This window comes from Chryseobacterium sp. AC417 (assembly GCF_979258215.1).
The window spans coordinates 3,396,456-3,412,807 of the sequence record NZ_OZ409845.1; the positions used below are offsets into that span (position 1 = coordinate 3,396,456).

At 35.2% G+C, this 16,352-nt stretch carries 14 protein-coding genes, 1 other RNA gene and 1 pseudogene; 7 read left to right on the plus strand and 9 right to left on the minus strand.

Translation table 11 applies throughout. The features are described from left to right. Nucleotides 1–60 precede the first annotated feature (60 nt). Together ACZZ9T_RS16165 and ACZZ9T_RS16170 are read right to left on the minus strand one after the other, a co-directional pair. On the minus strand, nucleotides 61–1,290 hold the full coding sequence (locus ACZZ9T_RS16165) for an ABC transporter permease (protein ID WP_463429367.1): 1,230 nt from the start codon (nucleotides 1,288–1,290) through the stop codon (nucleotides 61–63). Nucleotides 1,291–1,369: 79 nt separating this feature from the next. Then, a complete protein-coding gene (locus ACZZ9T_RS16170; protein WP_463429368.1) occupies nucleotides 1,370–2,059 on the minus strand; it encodes an ABC transporter ATP-binding protein in 690 nt (229 codons plus the stop codon). Between the two features lie 430 nt (nucleotides 2,060–2,489). Here ACZZ9T_RS16170 and ACZZ9T_RS16175 point away from each other — a divergent pair, with 430 nt between their 5' ends. The 5 genes from ACZZ9T_RS16175 (at nucleotide 2,490) to ACZZ9T_RS16195 (ending at nucleotide 7,664) form a co-directional block, all read left to right on the plus strand. Then, the gene (locus ACZZ9T_RS16175; protein ID WP_463429369.1) at nucleotides 2,490–3,464 is read left to right on the plus strand and encodes a ribonucleotide-diphosphate reductase subunit beta; all 975 of its coding nucleotides are present in this window, start codon (nucleotides 2,490–2,492) and stop codon (nucleotides 3,462–3,464) included. Between the two features lie 3 nt (nucleotides 3,465–3,467). After that, nucleotides 3,468–3,869: a hypothetical protein gene (locus ACZZ9T_RS16180; protein WP_463442940.1), complete on the plus strand. Its 402-nt coding sequence runs from the start codon at nucleotides 3,468–3,470 to the stop codon at nucleotides 3,867–3,869. 538 nt (nucleotides 3,870–4,407) lie between these two features. Then, on the plus strand, nucleotides 4,408–6,066 hold the full coding sequence (locus ACZZ9T_RS16185) for a ribonucleoside-diphosphate reductase subunit alpha (protein ID WP_463442941.1): 1,659 nt from the start codon (nucleotides 4,408–4,410) through the stop codon (nucleotides 6,064–6,066). A gap of 95 nt (nucleotides 6,067–6,161) precedes the next feature. Continuing rightward, nucleotides 6,162–6,734, plus strand: coding sequence for a hypothetical protein (locus ACZZ9T_RS16190; protein WP_463442942.1), 573 nt, complete (start codon nucleotides 6,162–6,164; stop codon nucleotides 6,732–6,734). 39 nt (nucleotides 6,735–6,773) lie between these two features. Continuing rightward, nucleotides 6,774–7,664 (plus strand): DUF72 domain-containing protein, encoded by an 891-nt coding sequence (locus ACZZ9T_RS16195; protein ID WP_463442943.1) that lies wholly within the window; start codon nucleotides 6,774–6,776, stop codon nucleotides 7,662–7,664. Nucleotides 7,665–7,673: 9 nt separating this feature from the next. Here the strand turns inward: ACZZ9T_RS16195 and ACZZ9T_RS16200 are convergent, their stop codons facing one another. The 6 genes from ACZZ9T_RS16200 to ACZZ9T_RS16225 form a co-directional block, all read right to left on the minus strand. Beyond that, the gene (locus tag ACZZ9T_RS16200) at nucleotides 7,674–8,171 is read right to left on the minus strand and encodes a hypothetical protein (RefSeq protein ID WP_463442944.1); all 498 of its coding nucleotides are present in this window, start codon (nucleotides 8,169–8,171) and stop codon (nucleotides 7,674–7,676) included. A gap of 132 nt (nucleotides 8,172–8,303) precedes the next feature. Next, on the minus strand, nucleotides 8,304–8,948 hold the full coding sequence (locus ACZZ9T_RS16205) for an HD domain-containing protein (protein ID WP_463442945.1): 645 nt from the start codon (nucleotides 8,946–8,948) through the stop codon (nucleotides 8,304–8,306). Nucleotides 8,949–9,056: 108 nt separating this feature from the next. Then, nucleotides 9,057–9,896, minus strand: a complete 840-nt coding sequence (locus ACZZ9T_RS16210) for an alpha/beta hydrolase family protein (RefSeq protein WP_463442946.1) — start codon at nucleotides 9,894–9,896, stop codon at nucleotides 9,057–9,059. 90 nt (nucleotides 9,897–9,986) lie between these two features. Continuing rightward, nucleotides 9,987–10,877 (minus strand): ribokinase, encoded by an 891-nt coding sequence (locus ACZZ9T_RS16215; protein WP_463442947.1) that lies wholly within the window; start codon nucleotides 10,875–10,877, stop codon nucleotides 9,987–9,989. Nucleotides 10,878–10,938: 61 nt separating this feature from the next. Then, entirely contained in the window at nucleotides 10,939–11,580 is a 642-nt protein-coding gene (locus ACZZ9T_RS16220; protein WP_463442948.1) for a DUF4241 domain-containing protein, read from the minus strand. 79 nt (nucleotides 11,581–11,659) lie between these two features. Continuing rightward, complete coding sequence (locus ACZZ9T_RS16225) at nucleotides 11,660–14,275, minus strand: valine--tRNA ligase (protein ID WP_463442949.1); 2,616 nt, start codon at nucleotides 14,273–14,275, stop codon at nucleotides 11,660–11,662. 127 nt (nucleotides 14,276–14,402) lie between these two features. On the opposite strand from ACZZ9T_RS16225, the gene ACZZ9T_RS16230 reads away from it, so the two are divergent. Continuing rightward, nucleotides 14,403–14,870, plus strand: coding sequence for a DUF1573 domain-containing protein (locus ACZZ9T_RS16230; RefSeq protein ID WP_463429382.1), 468 nt, complete (start codon nucleotides 14,403–14,405; stop codon nucleotides 14,868–14,870). A 105-nt stretch (nucleotides 14,871–14,975) separates the two neighbouring features. Beyond that, a pseudogene (locus ACZZ9T_RS16235) lies at nucleotides 14,976–15,845 on the plus strand (polyphosphate kinase 2 family protein). A 74-nt stretch (nucleotides 15,846–15,919) separates the two neighbouring features. On the opposite strand, the gene rnpB reads toward ACZZ9T_RS16235, so the two are convergent. After that, nucleotides 15,920–16,243, minus strand: an RNA gene (rnpB, locus tag ACZZ9T_RS16240) — RNase P RNA component class A. Nucleotides 16,244–16,352: the final 109 nt, after the last annotated feature.

Below are 16,352 nucleotides of genomic sequence, written 5' to 3' on the forward strand. Positions count from 1 at the left end.
AAGCTTAAGTATTCGTTAAGAATTTCATTTTAAAATTCACAATAGACCATTCACTTTTTGTTATTCCGTTCTTAAAGCTTCAATAGGTCTGATTCTGGAAGCTCTGTAGGCAGGAATAAATCCGGCAATCAATCCTGAAAGAACGAGACTTATAAATGCTGCGAAAATCAATCCCCATCCCACACTTGGATCTTTAATAAAATATTTTTCTAAACTGTCTCCAATCAGTTCTAACGTTAAAACACCAACGCCCACTCCTACAAAACCGGAAATCACAGTGATGACAATACTTTCCTGCATGATTAATGCGACAATACTTTTTGGCTTGGCTCCTATGGCTTTTCTTACTCCGATTTCTTTGGTACGTTCTTTTACGATGTACACCATGATATTGCTGATTCCGATGATACCGGCAAGCAAAGTACCCATACCAATGAATCCTACAATAATGGTAATTACAAAAAGGAAAGTAAAAGAATCCTGCAATCCTTCTGCACGGTTATTGACTCCTACTGCATTCTGATCATCGGGAGAAACTTTTTTTCGGGCTCTCAATTCTTTTTCCAGCTCTTTCCCATACTCAATTGCCTCATTGGGTTGCATTTTTTCATCATAAGCAATGAAAATTGTACTGATCGTATCTGAACCTTTTTTCACCTGTTGAAGTGTGGAAATAGGAACACTGATCATTCTTTCATCCCAATCTCCCCCATCATCACTGAATACACCAATCACTTTATAAATACTTCCGTTGATCTCCAGTTCTTTACCAATAGGATCTCCGTTCTTTATCAGATCTCGCTGTACCATTCTTCCGATGACAGCCACATATTGATTGTTGGCAATATCTCTTTCAGAAATAAATCTTCCGTTCATCAGTTTCCTGTTTTCAATAAAAGCTTCCTGATCATTGGCTCCGGAAATCTGATAGCTTCCACTTTCTTTTCCATATTTCACAAGAAAATTAGTAGAATATCTGGGAGTTGAGTATTGTACTTTTTCGGGTTGAGATTTTGTCAGGGCTTGATAATCTGAATTATTAAGTGTAATGGTTCTGTCGGCTTGTAAACCTCCGTATGCAATATTGGTACGTCCGGTAAAAATTGTAATCAAATTTTGAGCATCTCTGGTAAAACCTTCTTGAAAAGCATTTTGCAAACCATTCCCTATACCGAAAAGCACAATAAAAATATACAGTCCCAAAGCTACCGTAAAGCCCGAAAGCACCGTCCGCAATACATTACTGCGAATAGAACTGAATATTTCCTGCCAACGATCTAGGTCAAACATATTTTCTTAATTAAATGATTAAAAAATTTAAAGATTAAAAAAATTAATGACTTTAAATTTTCAGTTGATTTTATTTTAATTACAAAACAATCTGTTTTATATACTCATCACTCTCAATGATTCCATCTCTAAGAATGACGTTTCTTTTGGTTTGTGCTGCAACATCTGGTTCGTGGGTCACGACGATGATCGTTTTTCCTTCGTTGTTGATGTCCTGAAGGAGTTTCATAATATCGTGGGTTGTTTTAGAATCTAATGCTCCGGTAGGTTCATCTGCCAAAACAACTTTTGGATTGGTAATTAATGCTCTTGCAATCGCAACCCTTTGTTTTTGACCACCCGAAAGTTCGTTTGGAAGGTGCGTTGCCCATTGTGCCAAACCTACTTTTTCCAAATATTCCATTGCTTTTTGGTTACGCTCTTTTCTCGGTACATTTTGATAGTATAGAGGAAGCGCAACATTATCCAAAGCAGTTTTGTACCCTATTAAATTAAAAGACTGAAAAACAAAACCAAGAAATTTTGAACGGTATTCAGCAGCTTTTACTTCATTAAGGTGTTCAATCGGAATTCCATCAAGATCATAAACCCCGCTGTCTTTTTCATCTAAAATTCCGATGATATTCAGCAAAGTTGATTTTCCTGAACCCGAACTTCCCATAATAGAGACAAATTCACCTTCATCAATAGTAAGATTAATACCTTTGAGAACGTGCAGTTTACTCTTGCCCGTGTCGTATGATTTATGTAGATCCTGAATTACTAACATTGAGTGATTACTGTTTTTGTTCCCAATAAGTAGTATATATTTTCAATTTGTTACAAGAATAAAAAAATCTTTAAAAAAAAGGCTGTTTAACTTATAATTAACTCAATACCAAACATTTAAAATAAAGTGTTTAATTACAAACTTAACATAACTTAGTTTTGCACTGGTTAAGTATCTCTAAACCAATATCAGAGCGAGTTTCATGTAAATGTGGAAAACTTTTAAGGTTAAAAGTCAATCAATTACTCTTTACCCCTTTTAAAATCAGTCTGCGTTGTCTAACTTTGTGCTTAGCACGTAACAAGAAATGAATACAAAACACTGTTGAGTTATTTTAAGCATAAAAACCAACATATCAGAAGGTTATTCGTTTCCTGAACTTCAATACAGTGATCATTTTAATAAATTTTAAAGACATTACAATTTACATATGGGAATTTTTGACAAAAGAATAAGCTATAAGCCATTTGAGTATCCTGAAGTTCTTCAGTTTACAGAAGCGATCAACAAATCATTCTGGGTACACTCAGAGGTTGATTTCACGGCAGACGTTCAGGATTTTCAGTCGCAGCTGGAGCCGCACGAGAAAAATGCGGTAAAAAATGCACTTTTAGCAATTGCCCAAATTGAAGTTTCGGTAAAGTCATTCTGGGGAAACCTTTACAACCACTTACCAAAACCTGAATTAAATGGTTTAGGATCCACATTCGCTGAGTGTGAATTTCGTCATTCTGAAGCGTATTCTCGTTTGTTGGAAGTTTTGGGATATAACGAAGAATTCACCCACGTTGTCGAAGTTCCTGCGTTAAAGAAAAGAATTGATTTCTTATCCAACGTGCTGAAACACGCTAATTCTGCAACTCCAAAAGAATATGTTTCCTCTTTGCTATTATTCAGCATTCTGATTGAGAATGTGTCTTTGTTCTCACAGTTTGCCATTATTTTATCCTTCACAAGATTTAAAGGTTTCCTGAAAAATGTTTCCAATATTATTGCGTGGACGTCTATTGATGAGCAGATTCATGCTAATGGCGGAATCTACCTGATCAATAAAATCCGTGAAGAACAGCCGGATCTTTTAACCGATTCTGATATTGAAGATATTTATACTTTGGTAGACCAATCTATTGAGCTTGAAGGAGAAATTCTTGACTGGATCTTTGAAATGGGCGAACTGGATAAATTCTCTAAAGAAGATCTGATCAACTTTATGAAATACCGTGTTGACGAAAGTTTAACCAAAATCAACATGGACAAACGTTATAATACCACTGCAGAGCAATACAGCCCGATGAAATGGTTTGAAGAAGAAGTTTTTGCTAATTCTATGGATGATTTCTTTGCAAAAAGACCGGTAGATTATACGAAGCATGATAAGAGTATTACGGCGAATGATTTGTTTTAATTTATGAAACTAAATAGTGACCAACTAACTCTAATTGAAGAATCTTGCTTATTAGGAATAGACCAATATGATTCTGAAAAAGCAAAGGAAGAAGGTAAAATTATTCTAAATCAAATTAAGGAAAGCAATTCTAATTTTATTTTCAGCACCAAGGAAATGAAGAGAATTGGAAGCTTTTTAGCCAATTGGCATAAAGAAAATGAAGATGATTTGGTTGATTCACAAACTATAATGTTCAGTGAAAATTACGAAGCAAAATCGCTGATTCATTTACAAAAAAAAATTAAAAAACTAAATACATTTATTGATTTATTGAAAATATTTAATGGTAATTTTTATAAATCTTTTTTTGAAGGTACTAACGAAAACTACAGAAAGAAATTGCTAGAAGCTCAAATTAATTAGTGCGCGAGCGAAGCGAGCGTCAAAACAGTTAGTATTAGAGATGTCATGCTGAGCTTGTCGAAGCATCTACACAAAAAAATGATATTGCTTCGTACCTTGCAATGACGGTGAAAAATAAATGTCTCAACCAAACCTCATAGATTTTGGAAACCTATGAGGTTTGACAAGAATATCAATAGGAACGGGCTTTAGCCCGTTTTCAAAAGAAAAGAAGTTCATTGGGCTTTAGCCAAAACTTAAAGAACTAGAACCGAAACATTTAGTATTAGAAATGTCATGATGAGCTTGTCGAAGCATCTACGCAAAAAATGAGATTGCTTCGTTCCTCGCAATGACAAAGTGGTCGCAATGACGAGATTCAGAAGTAAAGAAAACAAACCGTCGTTTTAGCCCTGATTGAGCGGTATGTTTGAGCTCTTTTTCTTTGCAAAAGAAAAAAGCGAGTAGCGAAAGCAGGTACACAAGTGAGAAGAAAGACAAAATTTTCTGCTCCTAAAAATTAATAAAACAATGCATATTGCATTTTACAATATAGAAAATGGAAGAACAAAAAAACGATATCTGGTGGCTCAACGAAGAATCTGAGCAAATGCTGAACAGAGGTTACCTTCTGAAAGGGGAAACCGTAGACGGTGCAATCGACAGAATCACCACTGCTGCAGCAAAAAAATTATACAAACCTGAACTTCAGCCGGCTTTCAAGGAGATGATCATGAAAGGATGGATCAGTTTTTCTTCTCCGGTTTGGGCAAATATGGGAACGCAGAGAGGTCTTCCAATCTCTTGTTTCAACGTGCATATTCCGGACAGCATTGAAGGAATTACCCACAAAATGGGCGAAGTAATCATGCAGACGAAAATCGGGGGCGGAACTTCGGGATATTTCGGGGAACTTCGTAACAGAGGAACTGCGGTAACCGATAACGGAAAATCTTCTGGTGCAGTTTCGTTCATGAAATTGTTTGACACTTCGATGGATGTGGTTTCTCAGGGCGGTGTAAGAAGAGGTGCTTTTGCAGCCTATCTTGATGTAGACCACGGCGATATTGAAGAATTTTTATCCATTAAAGATATCGGAAGTCCGATTCAGAATCTTTTTACAGGAATCTGCGTACCGGATTACTGGATGCAGGATATGATTGACGGTGATGCCGACAAGCGTAAAATCTGGGCGAGAGTTCTAGAAAGCCGTCAGCAAAAAGGTCTTCCGTACATTTTCTTTACCGATAATGTGAACAGAAATAAACCGCAAGTTTACAAAGATCTAGGATTAACGATTAATGCGAGTAATCTTTGTTCGGAAATTATGCTTCCGTCTACAAGAGAAGAATCATTCATCTGCTGTCTGTCTTCTATGAATTTAGAGTTATATGACGAGTGGAAAGATACGAACGCAGTACAGTTGGCTATTTATTTCCTTGATGCTGTTTTATCTGAATTTATAGAAAAAACCGAAGGAAATTATTACCTTCAGGGAGCTAGAGACTTCGCAATGCGTCACAGAGCACTTGGTTTAGGAGTTTTGGGTTACCATTCTTACCTTCAGAAAAATATGATTCCTTTTGAGAGTTTTGAAGCAACGCAGTTTAATGCAAGAGCCTTCAAACACATCAGAGCTCAGGCAGATATTGCATCAAAAGAACTGGCAAACATCTATGGTGAGCCGGAACTTCTGAAAGGTTACGGAATGAGAAATACAACCGTAATGGCGATTGCTCCAACTACTTCAAGCTCAGCAATTTTGGGACAGACTTCTCCCGGAATCGAGCCTTTTGCATCCAATTATTACAAAGCTGGTTTGGCAAAAGGAAACTTCATGCGTAAGAATAAATATTTGGCTAAATTGTTGGAAGAAAAAGGTCTTGACAATGAAGATACTTGGAGAACAATTATGCTGAACCACGGATCTGTTCAACACTTAAACGAACTGACTGGCGAAGAAAAAGCAGTATTCAAAACGTTCAAGGAAATTTCTCCGATGGAGATTATTTCTCAGGCTGCACAAAGACAGCAATACATCGATCAGGCACAGTCTCTGAACTTACAGATTCCGTCTACGATGCCTGTGAAAGACGTCAATTATCTTTACATCGAAGCATGGAAGAAAGGGGTAAAAACTTTATATTACCAAAGAAGTTCATCTGTTTCTAAGGAAATGATGGTGAATTTTGTGAGCTGTTCGGCTTGTGAAGCCTAGGCCAAGAGCACAGTAAAAAGAGCCAAGTTTTTTGGCTGTGAATATATTCTAACCGTGGAAATTTTTTCTGCGGTTTTTTTGTTTAATTTAAACCAATGAAAAAATCATTTACATTATACCTGATTTTGGTTATCAATATTTTTCATTCTCAATCTAAAATTTATGCATTTGTAGGCAAAAAAATTTCTATTGAAAGAGTAAAACCCGATAATAATAGCTTTTATTTAAAATATAAAAACGTTTATAAGGTGGAACAGGCTTTTGATGAAGAGATTAAGACTGACACAATTGTTTTCAATTCATATACTCATATGAATCAAATCAGATATTCTGTTTATGACTATGCAATCATTTATCTTGTGAAAAACGAAAGAGGTGAGTTTGTTCATAGAAGAACCTACTATACGCCAATAATTTTAAAGAAAAATGGAAAATGGTATGGTTTTGACAGCTCAGATGAGAACATTGATGAATATGAAAGCATTCATGATGAAAATCTCAATATTAGGAAAAATCTAGCGATTGGAAAGGTTACTTTTAAAGAGAAAATAAAAAACAGATGGCTTGTAAAGGCTTTTTATCCTGAAAAATTCTTTACTCCAATCAATAAAAACAGAGTAGAAATCAAATATCTCAAAACGGCAGAAAAACTTTATAAATCTAATTAGATTTACTATTTTTATTAATCCAAAACTTAATCAACAGTTATGAAATTCGGACAAGTAGAAGATCCCTCAAAGATAGATTTTACATTACCAAAAGATCATTCAAGAACCAAAGAAATTTTAAAGCAAAATAAAAAAGGACTTGAAAACATCTCCATCGGTTGTGCTAAATGGAATAAAACAGACTTGAAAGGTTTCTATCCCAAAGGAACAAAAGACGAACTGACATATTATGCTACACAATTCAATTCTATAGAACTGAATGCCACATTTTATAGCCTTCCATCTTCTGAACAGGTTTTGACATGGAAAGAAAAAACTCCGGAAGATTTTAAATTTTTCCCGAAAATCACCAATACAGTTTCCCATTTCAGAAGACTGTTGAATATTGATGACGTCGTGACTCAGTTTGCAACGGCTGTCTTAAATTTTGATAAAAAATTAGGAATGGTTTTCTTACAGCTTCATGATAATTTCAAACCGAAAGATTACGAAAGATTAGAACAGTTTGTTATTAAATGGCCTAAAGAAGTACCTTTAGCCATCGAGCTCAGAAATACGGAATGGTTCACTGATGAAGAGGTTTTTGATACAACTTGCCAGCTTTTTGAAGATCATCAGATTACTAATATCATCGTAGATACCGCAGGAAGACGCGATATGCTTCACATGAGACTGACAACACCTACAGCTTTCATAAGATATGTAGGAGCAAATCATGAAAGTGATTACGAGAGATTGGATGATTGGTTAAAACATCTCACAAAATGGAAAAAAGAAGGTTTACAGAATTTATATTTTTTCGTTCATCAGAATCTTGAAAAAGCGTCACCTTTACTCTCAGCTCATTTGATTGAACAAATGAATAAAGAATGGAAAACTGACATTATTGTACCAAAAATGGGACAGGAAAATATGCCTAGCTTATTTTAAGAATAAGAGTTATTTTTTTCTCACCATCAAAGAGATATTCAAAAATATCAACAAAAAACAGAGTGTCACCCAAATTCCTAACTGGATATTTTCAAAGTTGTAGGTTTCCACATGCTTTTTTGCCTGTTCGGAAAGCTTCTCACTTTGAATGATATAGTTTTGGACTTCAATGATTTGATCCATATTTTTATTAGGAATGGCGTGTTGGGAAAAATAAACCATATTTTTCTTTCCCAGATAACCTACGATCCAGTATTGGTCTGATTTGGTTAGCTTTAAATGCTCAATACGATAATATTCCGGGCGAACATTTCCTATATGCTTTGTTTCAAAAGTTCCGCTTTTATCGAGATTATTGACATTGATTACATAAAAATCTAATGGCTGCGGAAGTTTATTAATAACCTGCAACGAGACCGAATCTTTTACAATCCCAATAGAGCTTTTTTTAATAAACCAATATGTAAAAAGGGAAATCGAAAAGATTAAAGTACTTATTCGAAACACTTTAGCCCATTTGGCAAACTGACCGACTTTCACTTTAAACAAAAAAAGCGAAAGAATCAGTGAAAAAAAAATGATTGAAATGATAAATCCCATACCGCAAAGATAATCAATAGAGATGTTTCCTAGGGAATGTTAATCAACATTCCATTCTTTATAAAACTGGTCGAGGAAAGTCAGCATAAAATCATGTCTTTCTTCGGCTATTTTTTTTCCTTCTTCAGTATTCATGAAATCTTTCAGTAACAACAGTTTTTCATAAAAATGATTGATGGTGGTTCCGTTTGATTTTTTATATTCGTGTTTCGACATATTCAATTGAGGCTTTAGATCAGGATGATACATCAGGTTATTTTTAAAACCACCAAAATTAAACGTCCGCCCGATTCCAATTGCTCCGATTGCATCGATGCGATCTGCATCCTGTACAATTTTTAACTCTATTGGCAATTCTTTCGGCGCTTCTCCTCTATTTTTAAAGGAAATATTCTGAATTATGAATACAACCTGCTGAATAACTTCTTCATCAACATTTTGACCTTTAAGAAATTCTCTTGAAATTTTTAAAGCTAAAGTCTCGTCACCATTGTGGAATTTCGGGTCGGCAATATCGTGCAACAATGCCGAAAGTTCCACCACTTCCAGATTACAATTTTCAGTTTTTGCGATATTTTTTGAAAGTTTCCAGACTTTTTCAATGTGAAACCAGTCGTGACCGGCTTCCGCACCTTCAAGTTTTTGTTTCACGAATTGCACTGTGTTTTCTATGGTGTTGCTCATTTTTAGTTTTAATTATTTTTACGATTACTATACTTTTAAACCACCCCGTCAAAAATTCTTTGAATTTTCGCCCCCCCCAAAGAAGTGGAATTATTTCGCTTCGCTTTGTTATTTTATTTCGTTTAAAATAATTTTCCAAAGATTTTTGTTATAGCTTCTGAAAAAATTAATGTGCCCTATTTCTCCTTTTTCAGACTCAGAAGTTTTGATCCATCTATATGTTGGTTTTAAATTCGGGTAGGTATCATTTAATAAAGATTTCACCCCTTTTTCTGTTAACCAAACATCATCTTCAGCCTGAATAACGAAAACCTTCTGTTTTAAATCTTTCGAAAAATCATCCGCTTTAAGCAATAATTTGTTGGTAGATTTCCTGTTCAAAATTAAGATTCTCCAGTCATAAGCGCAATTTTTTGGAAGACTTTCTCCAAGACCAAACCAATGCGCCGGAAAATAGCCAAATAACTCGGTAAACAAAGGCTGAATAATCCCAAAACCAAAAACAGCTTCAATTTTTGTCCGCCATTTTAAGTTGCCGATAAAGGCATTTTGTGTTCCGACAAAGAAAAATTCGTCAAATATTGCAGAATCTTTATTCATCCCGAGAATTAATGCTCCAACCGAATGTCCGAGACAGAATTTCTGATCATCAGGGAAATTATTGATAATGAATTGAGTCAAAGTTTTGAAATCTTCACTTCCCCAAATTCTCATTGATGCATTAAAATTTCTCATCTTCTGAGGTTTAGAGAGACCTATTCCTCTGTAATCATAAGTAATGACGGTAAATCCTTCTGAAACAAAAAACTGAGCAAATGAGAAGTAGATCTGTTGCTTTACACCAGTCGCAGAATTGATCAGCAAAACTTTATTACTGCTTTTTTCAGGTCTGAAAATATGTGCAATAATTCGAACTTTGTCAGCAGTTTGCAGGAGCAGTTTTTCCATAGGATGACAATAAAATATCCACCTATAAAAGTGGATATTTTTATCATCAGTTTTTAGTAATTCTTAAAATTTCGATATGCAGCAAATAATTTACTTCAATAAGTCTGCAAGCATTGAAAGAGCAGTCTGGGCACCTTTCCCTAGAGATACTTTTGATGAAACTTCATTTCCGAATTTCACGCATTCAGCAATGGTATTTTTGTGGCATAATGCAATGGCAAATCCTGAAGTAAATGCGTCACCCATTCCCATTTTATAAACCATACTTTCATCTTCATTTCGGTAGTACTTCATTTCAATTCCGTCGAAATATATTGTTGAATTGGTTTCGTCCCGAATAAAAACTTTATTGAAATATTTCTTTAAAACTTTCTCCTTTTGACCTTCCCCAAAAATAATTTCAAGCTCACTGCTTTTAGCAACAATAAAATCAACATTCTCAATGATTTGATTACTCAGAGGTTTTCCTGGTGAAGCATACAGACCTACCATTTTCCCGTAGCTCTTTGCCTTTTTAATGGTAAATTCTACAACATCCATCGGAATTTCCAGTTGCAGCAGAACCATATCTGAAGAATGAATATATCTATCAGCTTCTTCTACATCGTGAGTGTTCAAATATAAATTGGCAGCCGGAACGACCACAATGGCAGCATCACCCTCTGAACTTGTAACATAGGCGGTTCCTGTAGAGTCTTTATCAGTTTCTGTAACAAAACCTACGTTTACGTTTTCACTGACCAGATTGCGCATGATTTGCTGTCCTAGAGGATCTACACCAACACAACCGATGAAGTAAACACTTGCTCCCAATCTAGCCGCACCCACAGCTTGATTAGCACCTTTACCACCAAAATAATTGTCGCAGTGACTTGCCATCACCGTTTCATTGGCATATGGTATTTTTTCGGTATATAAAATCAGATCTAATGAGCAACTCCCAACCACTACGATTTTGGGTTGTGTTGAAGAAAAATTCATATTTCGTACTTTTAGTTTTCAGTAAATTTAAACAACTTAATCTTACAAAAAATAAATATTTTTAATTTACAAGGATCTCTATAAATTCAGTAACAATTTTAACAGGATTATTGTTCTTATCATAAGCAATGTAGCTTGCATAAAAACCTTCTCCGTAACCTGTTTCAAATCCGAAAATAGTTCCCGGAAGTTCTTCTGCCGGCTTGAGGAAAGCATATTGATCAATCGCACCGTTTTCGTCAAAAAAATGCTCATGGAAAAATTCTTCGTAAATTCCCATAAAATCGACGCCTTTGCTTTGATATAATTTTTGTTCTAAATCGTTCAGACTTTTTTGGGTTTCTACATCCATAAAACAGCCCATTCCGCTTTCTACAGGATAACCGAAAACTTCACCTTCTGCCAAATCTTTAATATTCTGAGCATCGGTGGTTGCCAATTTCCAAGATGTGATTTCGGCATCGCTAAAAACAATTTCGGCATAAGCAACACAATTGCTTTCTCTTTCTTTATGCAGCAAAACAGAAAAACTGCCTTTAGGAAATATCGCAGAGAAAGACGCCATATCGTTTGTAATCAAAGGATCGCACGCAACCAGCTTTCCGGTTGAAAGATATATTTTTCCCACATCGAAACTTTCGAGTAGCGGACTTTCTACGAAGTCTTTTGAGAATAGTTTTTTTATATTTTCTAGGTGTGTCATTATTTTAATGGGTGTTCGATGATGGAAGCTTGATGTTTAATGAAGACTTACGTAATTCCTACATCCTGCTTCCTGCATCCTACAGTGTTTTTAATTTCTCTTCGAGAATCGCAATCTTATCCTGCGCATCTTTTTGTTTCTTGCGCTCTACTTCTACCACTTCTGGTTTTGCGTTGGCAACAAATTTTTCGTTGGAAAGCTTTTTATCAACAGAAATTAAAAATCCTTTCAGATATTTTACTTCTTCTTCTGTCTTCTTTTTTTCTTCTTCCAAATCTAATTTTTCACTCAAAGGAATTGAAACTTCAGTTGATCCAACCAGGAAAGTAAAGCTTGGTTTATCTGTCTTTTCATCAAAATGAATTTCAGAAATACTCGCTAATTTTTTAATGACCGCTTCATTTTCAAAATTGGCAGCATTTGTATACACTTCAACTGCTTCTCGGGGTGAAATCCCTTTTGTCTGGCGGTAATTTCTTACTCCAGAAATAATTTCTTCTGCAGTTTCAAAGTTTTTAATGATGTCTTCATTAAATTCTTCGGCTTTTTTCTGTTGAGCAATTACCAAGGCTTCCTCAGGTTTTCTTTCTGAAATCAACTGCCACAATTCTTCTGATAAGAATGGCATAAACGGATGAAGAAGCTTCATTAATTCTTCAAAGAAAATAATCGTCTGATTATATACTTCCCTGGAAATTCCTTCTCCATAATTTGGTTTAATCGCTTCAAGATACCATCCACAGAAATCATCTTTCACTAATTTTTGAATCAAATGCAATGCATCAGAAATTCTGAATTTGTCAAACTGATCATTGATTTCAGCAATTGATTTATTCAATTGATTTTCAAACCATTCAATCGCCTGATTATCTGAAGCAATCAATGGTTTATCTTCTTTAGTCCAGTTTTGGGTCAAACGGAATGCATTCCAGATTTTTGTCATGAAATTCCTTCCCTGCACCATCAAATCTTCATCAAACAACAAATCATTTCCGGCTGCTGAACTCAATAAACTTCCCACACGCACACCATCTGCACCGTATTGAAAAATTAAATCTAAAGGATCTGGTGAATTGCCCAATTGCTTAGACATTTTTCTTCTCTGCTTATCTCTTACAATCCCTGTAAAATAAACGTTTTTGAAAGGAACTTCCCCTTTAAACTCTAATCCTGCCATAATCATTCTGGCAACCCAGAAAAAGATGATATCCGGACCTGTTACCAAATCTGAAGTTGGGTAATAATAATTGATATCTTTATTATCAGGATCAAGCAAACCATCAAAAACTGACATTGGCCATAACCAAGAAGAGAACCATGTATCAAGAGCGTCTTGGTCTTGTTTTAGGTTGTCAGTTGTCAATTGTTGATTGTTGGTTTTTTGCTTCGCCAGTTCCAATGCATCTTCGATATTTTCGGCAACCACAAAATCATTTTCACCGTCTCCATAATAGAACGCGGGAATTTGCTGTCCCCACCAAAGCTGACGTGAGATATTCCAATCACGGATGTTGTCCATCCAATGTTTGTAAGTGTTTTTAAATTTTTCGGGATAGAATTTTACTTCGTCATTCATCACAACATCCAACGCAGGTTTTGCGATATCAGACATTTTCAAGAACCACTGAACGGAAACTTTAGGCTCGATAACCGCACCTGTTCTTTCAGAAGTTCCCACTTTATTGACGTAATCCTCTGCTTTCAACAAAAGATCATTTTCTTCTAATTCTTTTGCGATTTGCTTTCTGACTTCAAATCTGTTTTTTCCTGCGTAATGTAGACCGTGATCATTCAGATTTCCGTCATCATCCAAAGAATCAATCATCTGAAGATTATGTTTTTGTCCGATTTCGTAATCATTAATGTCGTGCGCAGGAGTAATTTTCAAGGCTCCCGTTCCGAATTCAATATCAACGTATTCGTCTTCAATAATCGGAATTACTCGGTTGACAATAGGCACAATTACATTCTTGCCTTTCAGGTGGGCATATCTTTCGTCATTTGGATTGATACAAACGGCAGTATCGCCGAAAATAGTTTCAGGACGTGTTGTAGCAACCGAAAGAAATTCTTCCGTACCTTCAATTTTATATTTTAAATAGTATAATTTTCCGTTTTGTTCTTTAAAAATAACTTCTTCATCAGAAATATTGGTTTTTGCTTCCGGATCCCAGTTGACCATTCTGTATCCTCTGTAGATAAGGCCTTTGTTATACAGATCAACAAAACTTTTGATAACCTGCTGAGACATTTTATCTTCTAAAGTAAAACGAGTTCTGTCCCAATCGCATGAGCAACCCAGTTTTTTTAATTGTTCGAGAATCGTACCACCATATTTATCAGTCCAGTCCCATGCGTGTTTCAAAAATTCTTCACGCGTGATATCAGATTTATTAATTCCTTCAGACTTTAATTTGGCAACAACTTTAGCTTCAGTGGCAATAGAAGCATGATCTGTACCGGGAACCCAACAGGCATTAAAGCCCTGCATTCTTGCACGACGTACCAAAACATCCTGAATGGTATTATTCAACATATGCCCCATGTGAAGAATTCCTGTGACGTTTGGCGGCGGAATTACAACCGTATACGGTGGCTTGTCGTTAGGTTCTGAATGGAAAAATTTATTTTCCAGCCAGTAGCTGTACCATTTCTGTTCTGTTTCCTGTGGATTATATTTTTCTGAAATCTGCATAAATTCTATTTCTTGGCTTGTAATTTGCAAAAATAGCTTAAAGTAAAAAAATTATAAGTAATAATTAAAATAATTTTTAACTTTGTTTCTCAAAATTTATCTAACAAACATATTAACATTCAAGAATATGAAAACATTATTTGCAGGTATTGCATTATTCGGAACAATTGCTTTGGCATCTGCACAAACAATTACATTCGACAAAACTACTTTTGACTATGGTGCTATTAAACCAAGTTCTGACGGTACAAGATTTTTTAATGTAACGAACACTGGCGACAAGCCTTTGATTATTTCAAACGTAAAACCATCTTGCGGATGTACAACTCCTGAATTTAGCCAAGATCCTATCTTACCAGGTAAATCTGCTAAAATTAAAGTTGGTTATAATACAGCTACTCCAGGTGCTTTCAACAAAATGATTGAAGTATTTTCTAATGACCCTGTAAACAGCAGAAGTGTAATCTACATTAAGGGTGATGTAAACGCAAATGCTCCTGAGCCTAAAGTTTTAACGCCAGCTGAACAAAAAGCTGCTGCTAAAATTGAAAAGAAAGCTGCTAAGACTGCTAAAAAAGTTGCTGCAAGAAATTAATATTATTTTAAAATATTACTGAACCGTCTCAAAAGAGGCGGTTTTTTTATTATATTTATTTAGTAATAATCAAAATTTTAGCAAATCAAATAAATCATTCATCATATGGCAGATAATTTTTCAGACGATTTTATTGTAAAAAATAAATTTTCAATCAAAAAAGCATCAACAGAATATCGTGGAAAACTCACCAAGGAAGAAGGAATTCAAATCCTTATTGAGGAAAAAGAAAAACTTCGTGAACTTCAGGAAAAATTGTATGCTGATGGAAGTAAATCTCTTTTGGTTATACTCCAGGCAATGGATGCGGCTGGAAAAGACAGCCTGATAGAACACGTTTTCGGTGGGGTAAATCCTCAAGGGTGTCAGGTTACGAGTTTTAAAACTCCAAGTTCAAAAGATTATTCTCACGACTTTCTATGGAGACATTATCTAGCTCTGCCACAAAAAGGAATGATCGGAATTTTCAACCGTTCTCATTACGAAAGCGTTTTGGTATGTAAAGTACACCCAGAATATAATTTAAGCGAAAAAACCTGAAGTTCAGTAACCGATTTTGATGATAAATTTTGGAAAAACCGTTATGAAAGTATTAGAAATTTCGAAAAACATCTGGCTCAAAACGGAACAATTATTGTGAAAATTTTCCTACACGTTTCTAAAGATGAGCAGAAAAAAAGATTATTAGACAGAATCAACGAGCAAGAAAAAAACTGGAAATTCTCTGCAGCAGATCTTCCAGAAAGAGCTTTATTTGATGAATATATGAATTGTTACGAAACAGCCATCAGTGAAACTTCAAAAGATGAAGCACCTTGGTACGTTATTCCTGCAGATAATAAATGGTTTGCAAGACTTGCGGCAGTACAAATCATCATTGACACTTTAGAAAAAATGGATTTACAATTCCCACAACTTTCAAATGAAGATAAAGCTGGACTGGATGATGCTAAAAAACAATTAGAAAGTGAGTAATTTGATGAAAAGAAATGAGTTTGAAGATGCTTTTTAAAATTTCTTTCTTCAAGCTCTTATTATCAGATATAAAAACCACGAGAAAATCTATAAGCCGGATTTTGTACTTCCTAAAAAGTGCCTGTTATTTATCTACGCATTACATTACTGCAAAGCTTGAGCTGATTACCCCTCGGCTTTCAGGACGAGCCGCCCCTATTTTCATTGCTGAAAAGAACCGATATACTTATCATTGCACCGCAAAGAGTTTACCTGGTTTCACTACAGCCGAACTGTACTTGCTTTCTGTTGCACTTGTCCTATCCTTACGGATGACGGATGTTATCCGCTTTGCTGCTCTATGGTGTCCGGACTTTCCTACCCTTATCGAAATAAGAATCAACAAGCCGACTTTCTCGTGGCTGCAAAGATAATCAAATCTAACAATGTATCAGTGTAACAATTTACCAATTAAAAAAATTCTGAAATTTTCTCAATTGTTACACTGCTAGATTGTTAAATTATTAT

Coding starts and splice junctions, on each gene's coding strand:
- ACZZ9T_RS16165 (WP_463429367.1), bottom strand. CDS start 1,290: ATGTTTGACCTAGATCGTTGGCAGGAAATATTCAGTTCTATTCGCAGT.
- ACZZ9T_RS16170 (WP_463429368.1), bottom strand. CDS start 2,059: ATGTTAGTAATTCAGGATCTACATAAATCATACGACACGGGCAAGAGT.
- ACZZ9T_RS16175 (WP_463429369.1), top strand. CDS start 2,490: ATGGGAATTTTTGACAAAAGAATAAGCTATAAGCCATTTGAGTATCCT.
- ACZZ9T_RS16180 (WP_463442940.1), top strand. CDS start 3,468: ATGAAACTAAATAGTGACCAACTAACTCTAATTGAAGAATCTTGCTTA.
- ACZZ9T_RS16185 (WP_463442941.1), top strand. CDS start 4,408: ATGGAAGAACAAAAAAACGATATCTGGTGGCTCAACGAAGAATCTGAG.
- ACZZ9T_RS16190 (WP_463442942.1), top strand. CDS start 6,162: ATGAAAAAATCATTTACATTATACCTGATTTTGGTTATCAATATTTTT.
- ACZZ9T_RS16195 (WP_463442943.1), top strand. CDS start 6,774: ATGAAATTCGGACAAGTAGAAGATCCCTCAAAGATAGATTTTACATTA.
- ACZZ9T_RS16205 (WP_463442945.1), bottom strand. CDS start 8,948: ATGAGCAACACCATAGAAAACACAGTGCAATTCGTGAAACAAAAACTT.
- ACZZ9T_RS16210 (WP_463442946.1), bottom strand. CDS start 9,896: ATGGAAAAACTGCTCCTGCAAACTGCTGACAAAGTTCGAATTATTGCA.
- ACZZ9T_RS16215 (WP_463442947.1), bottom strand. CDS start 10,877: ATGAATTTTTCTTCAACACAACCCAAAATCGTAGTGGTTGGGAGTTGC.
- ACZZ9T_RS16220 (WP_463442948.1), bottom strand. CDS start 11,580: ATGACACACCTAGAAAATATAAAAAAACTATTCTCAAAAGACTTCGTA.
- ACZZ9T_RS16225 (WP_463442949.1), bottom strand. CDS start 14,275: ATGCAGATTTCAGAAAAATATAATCCACAGGAAACAGAACAGAAATGG.
- ACZZ9T_RS16230 (WP_463429382.1), top strand. CDS start 14,403: ATGAAAACATTATTTGCAGGTATTGCATTATTCGGAACAATTGCTTTG.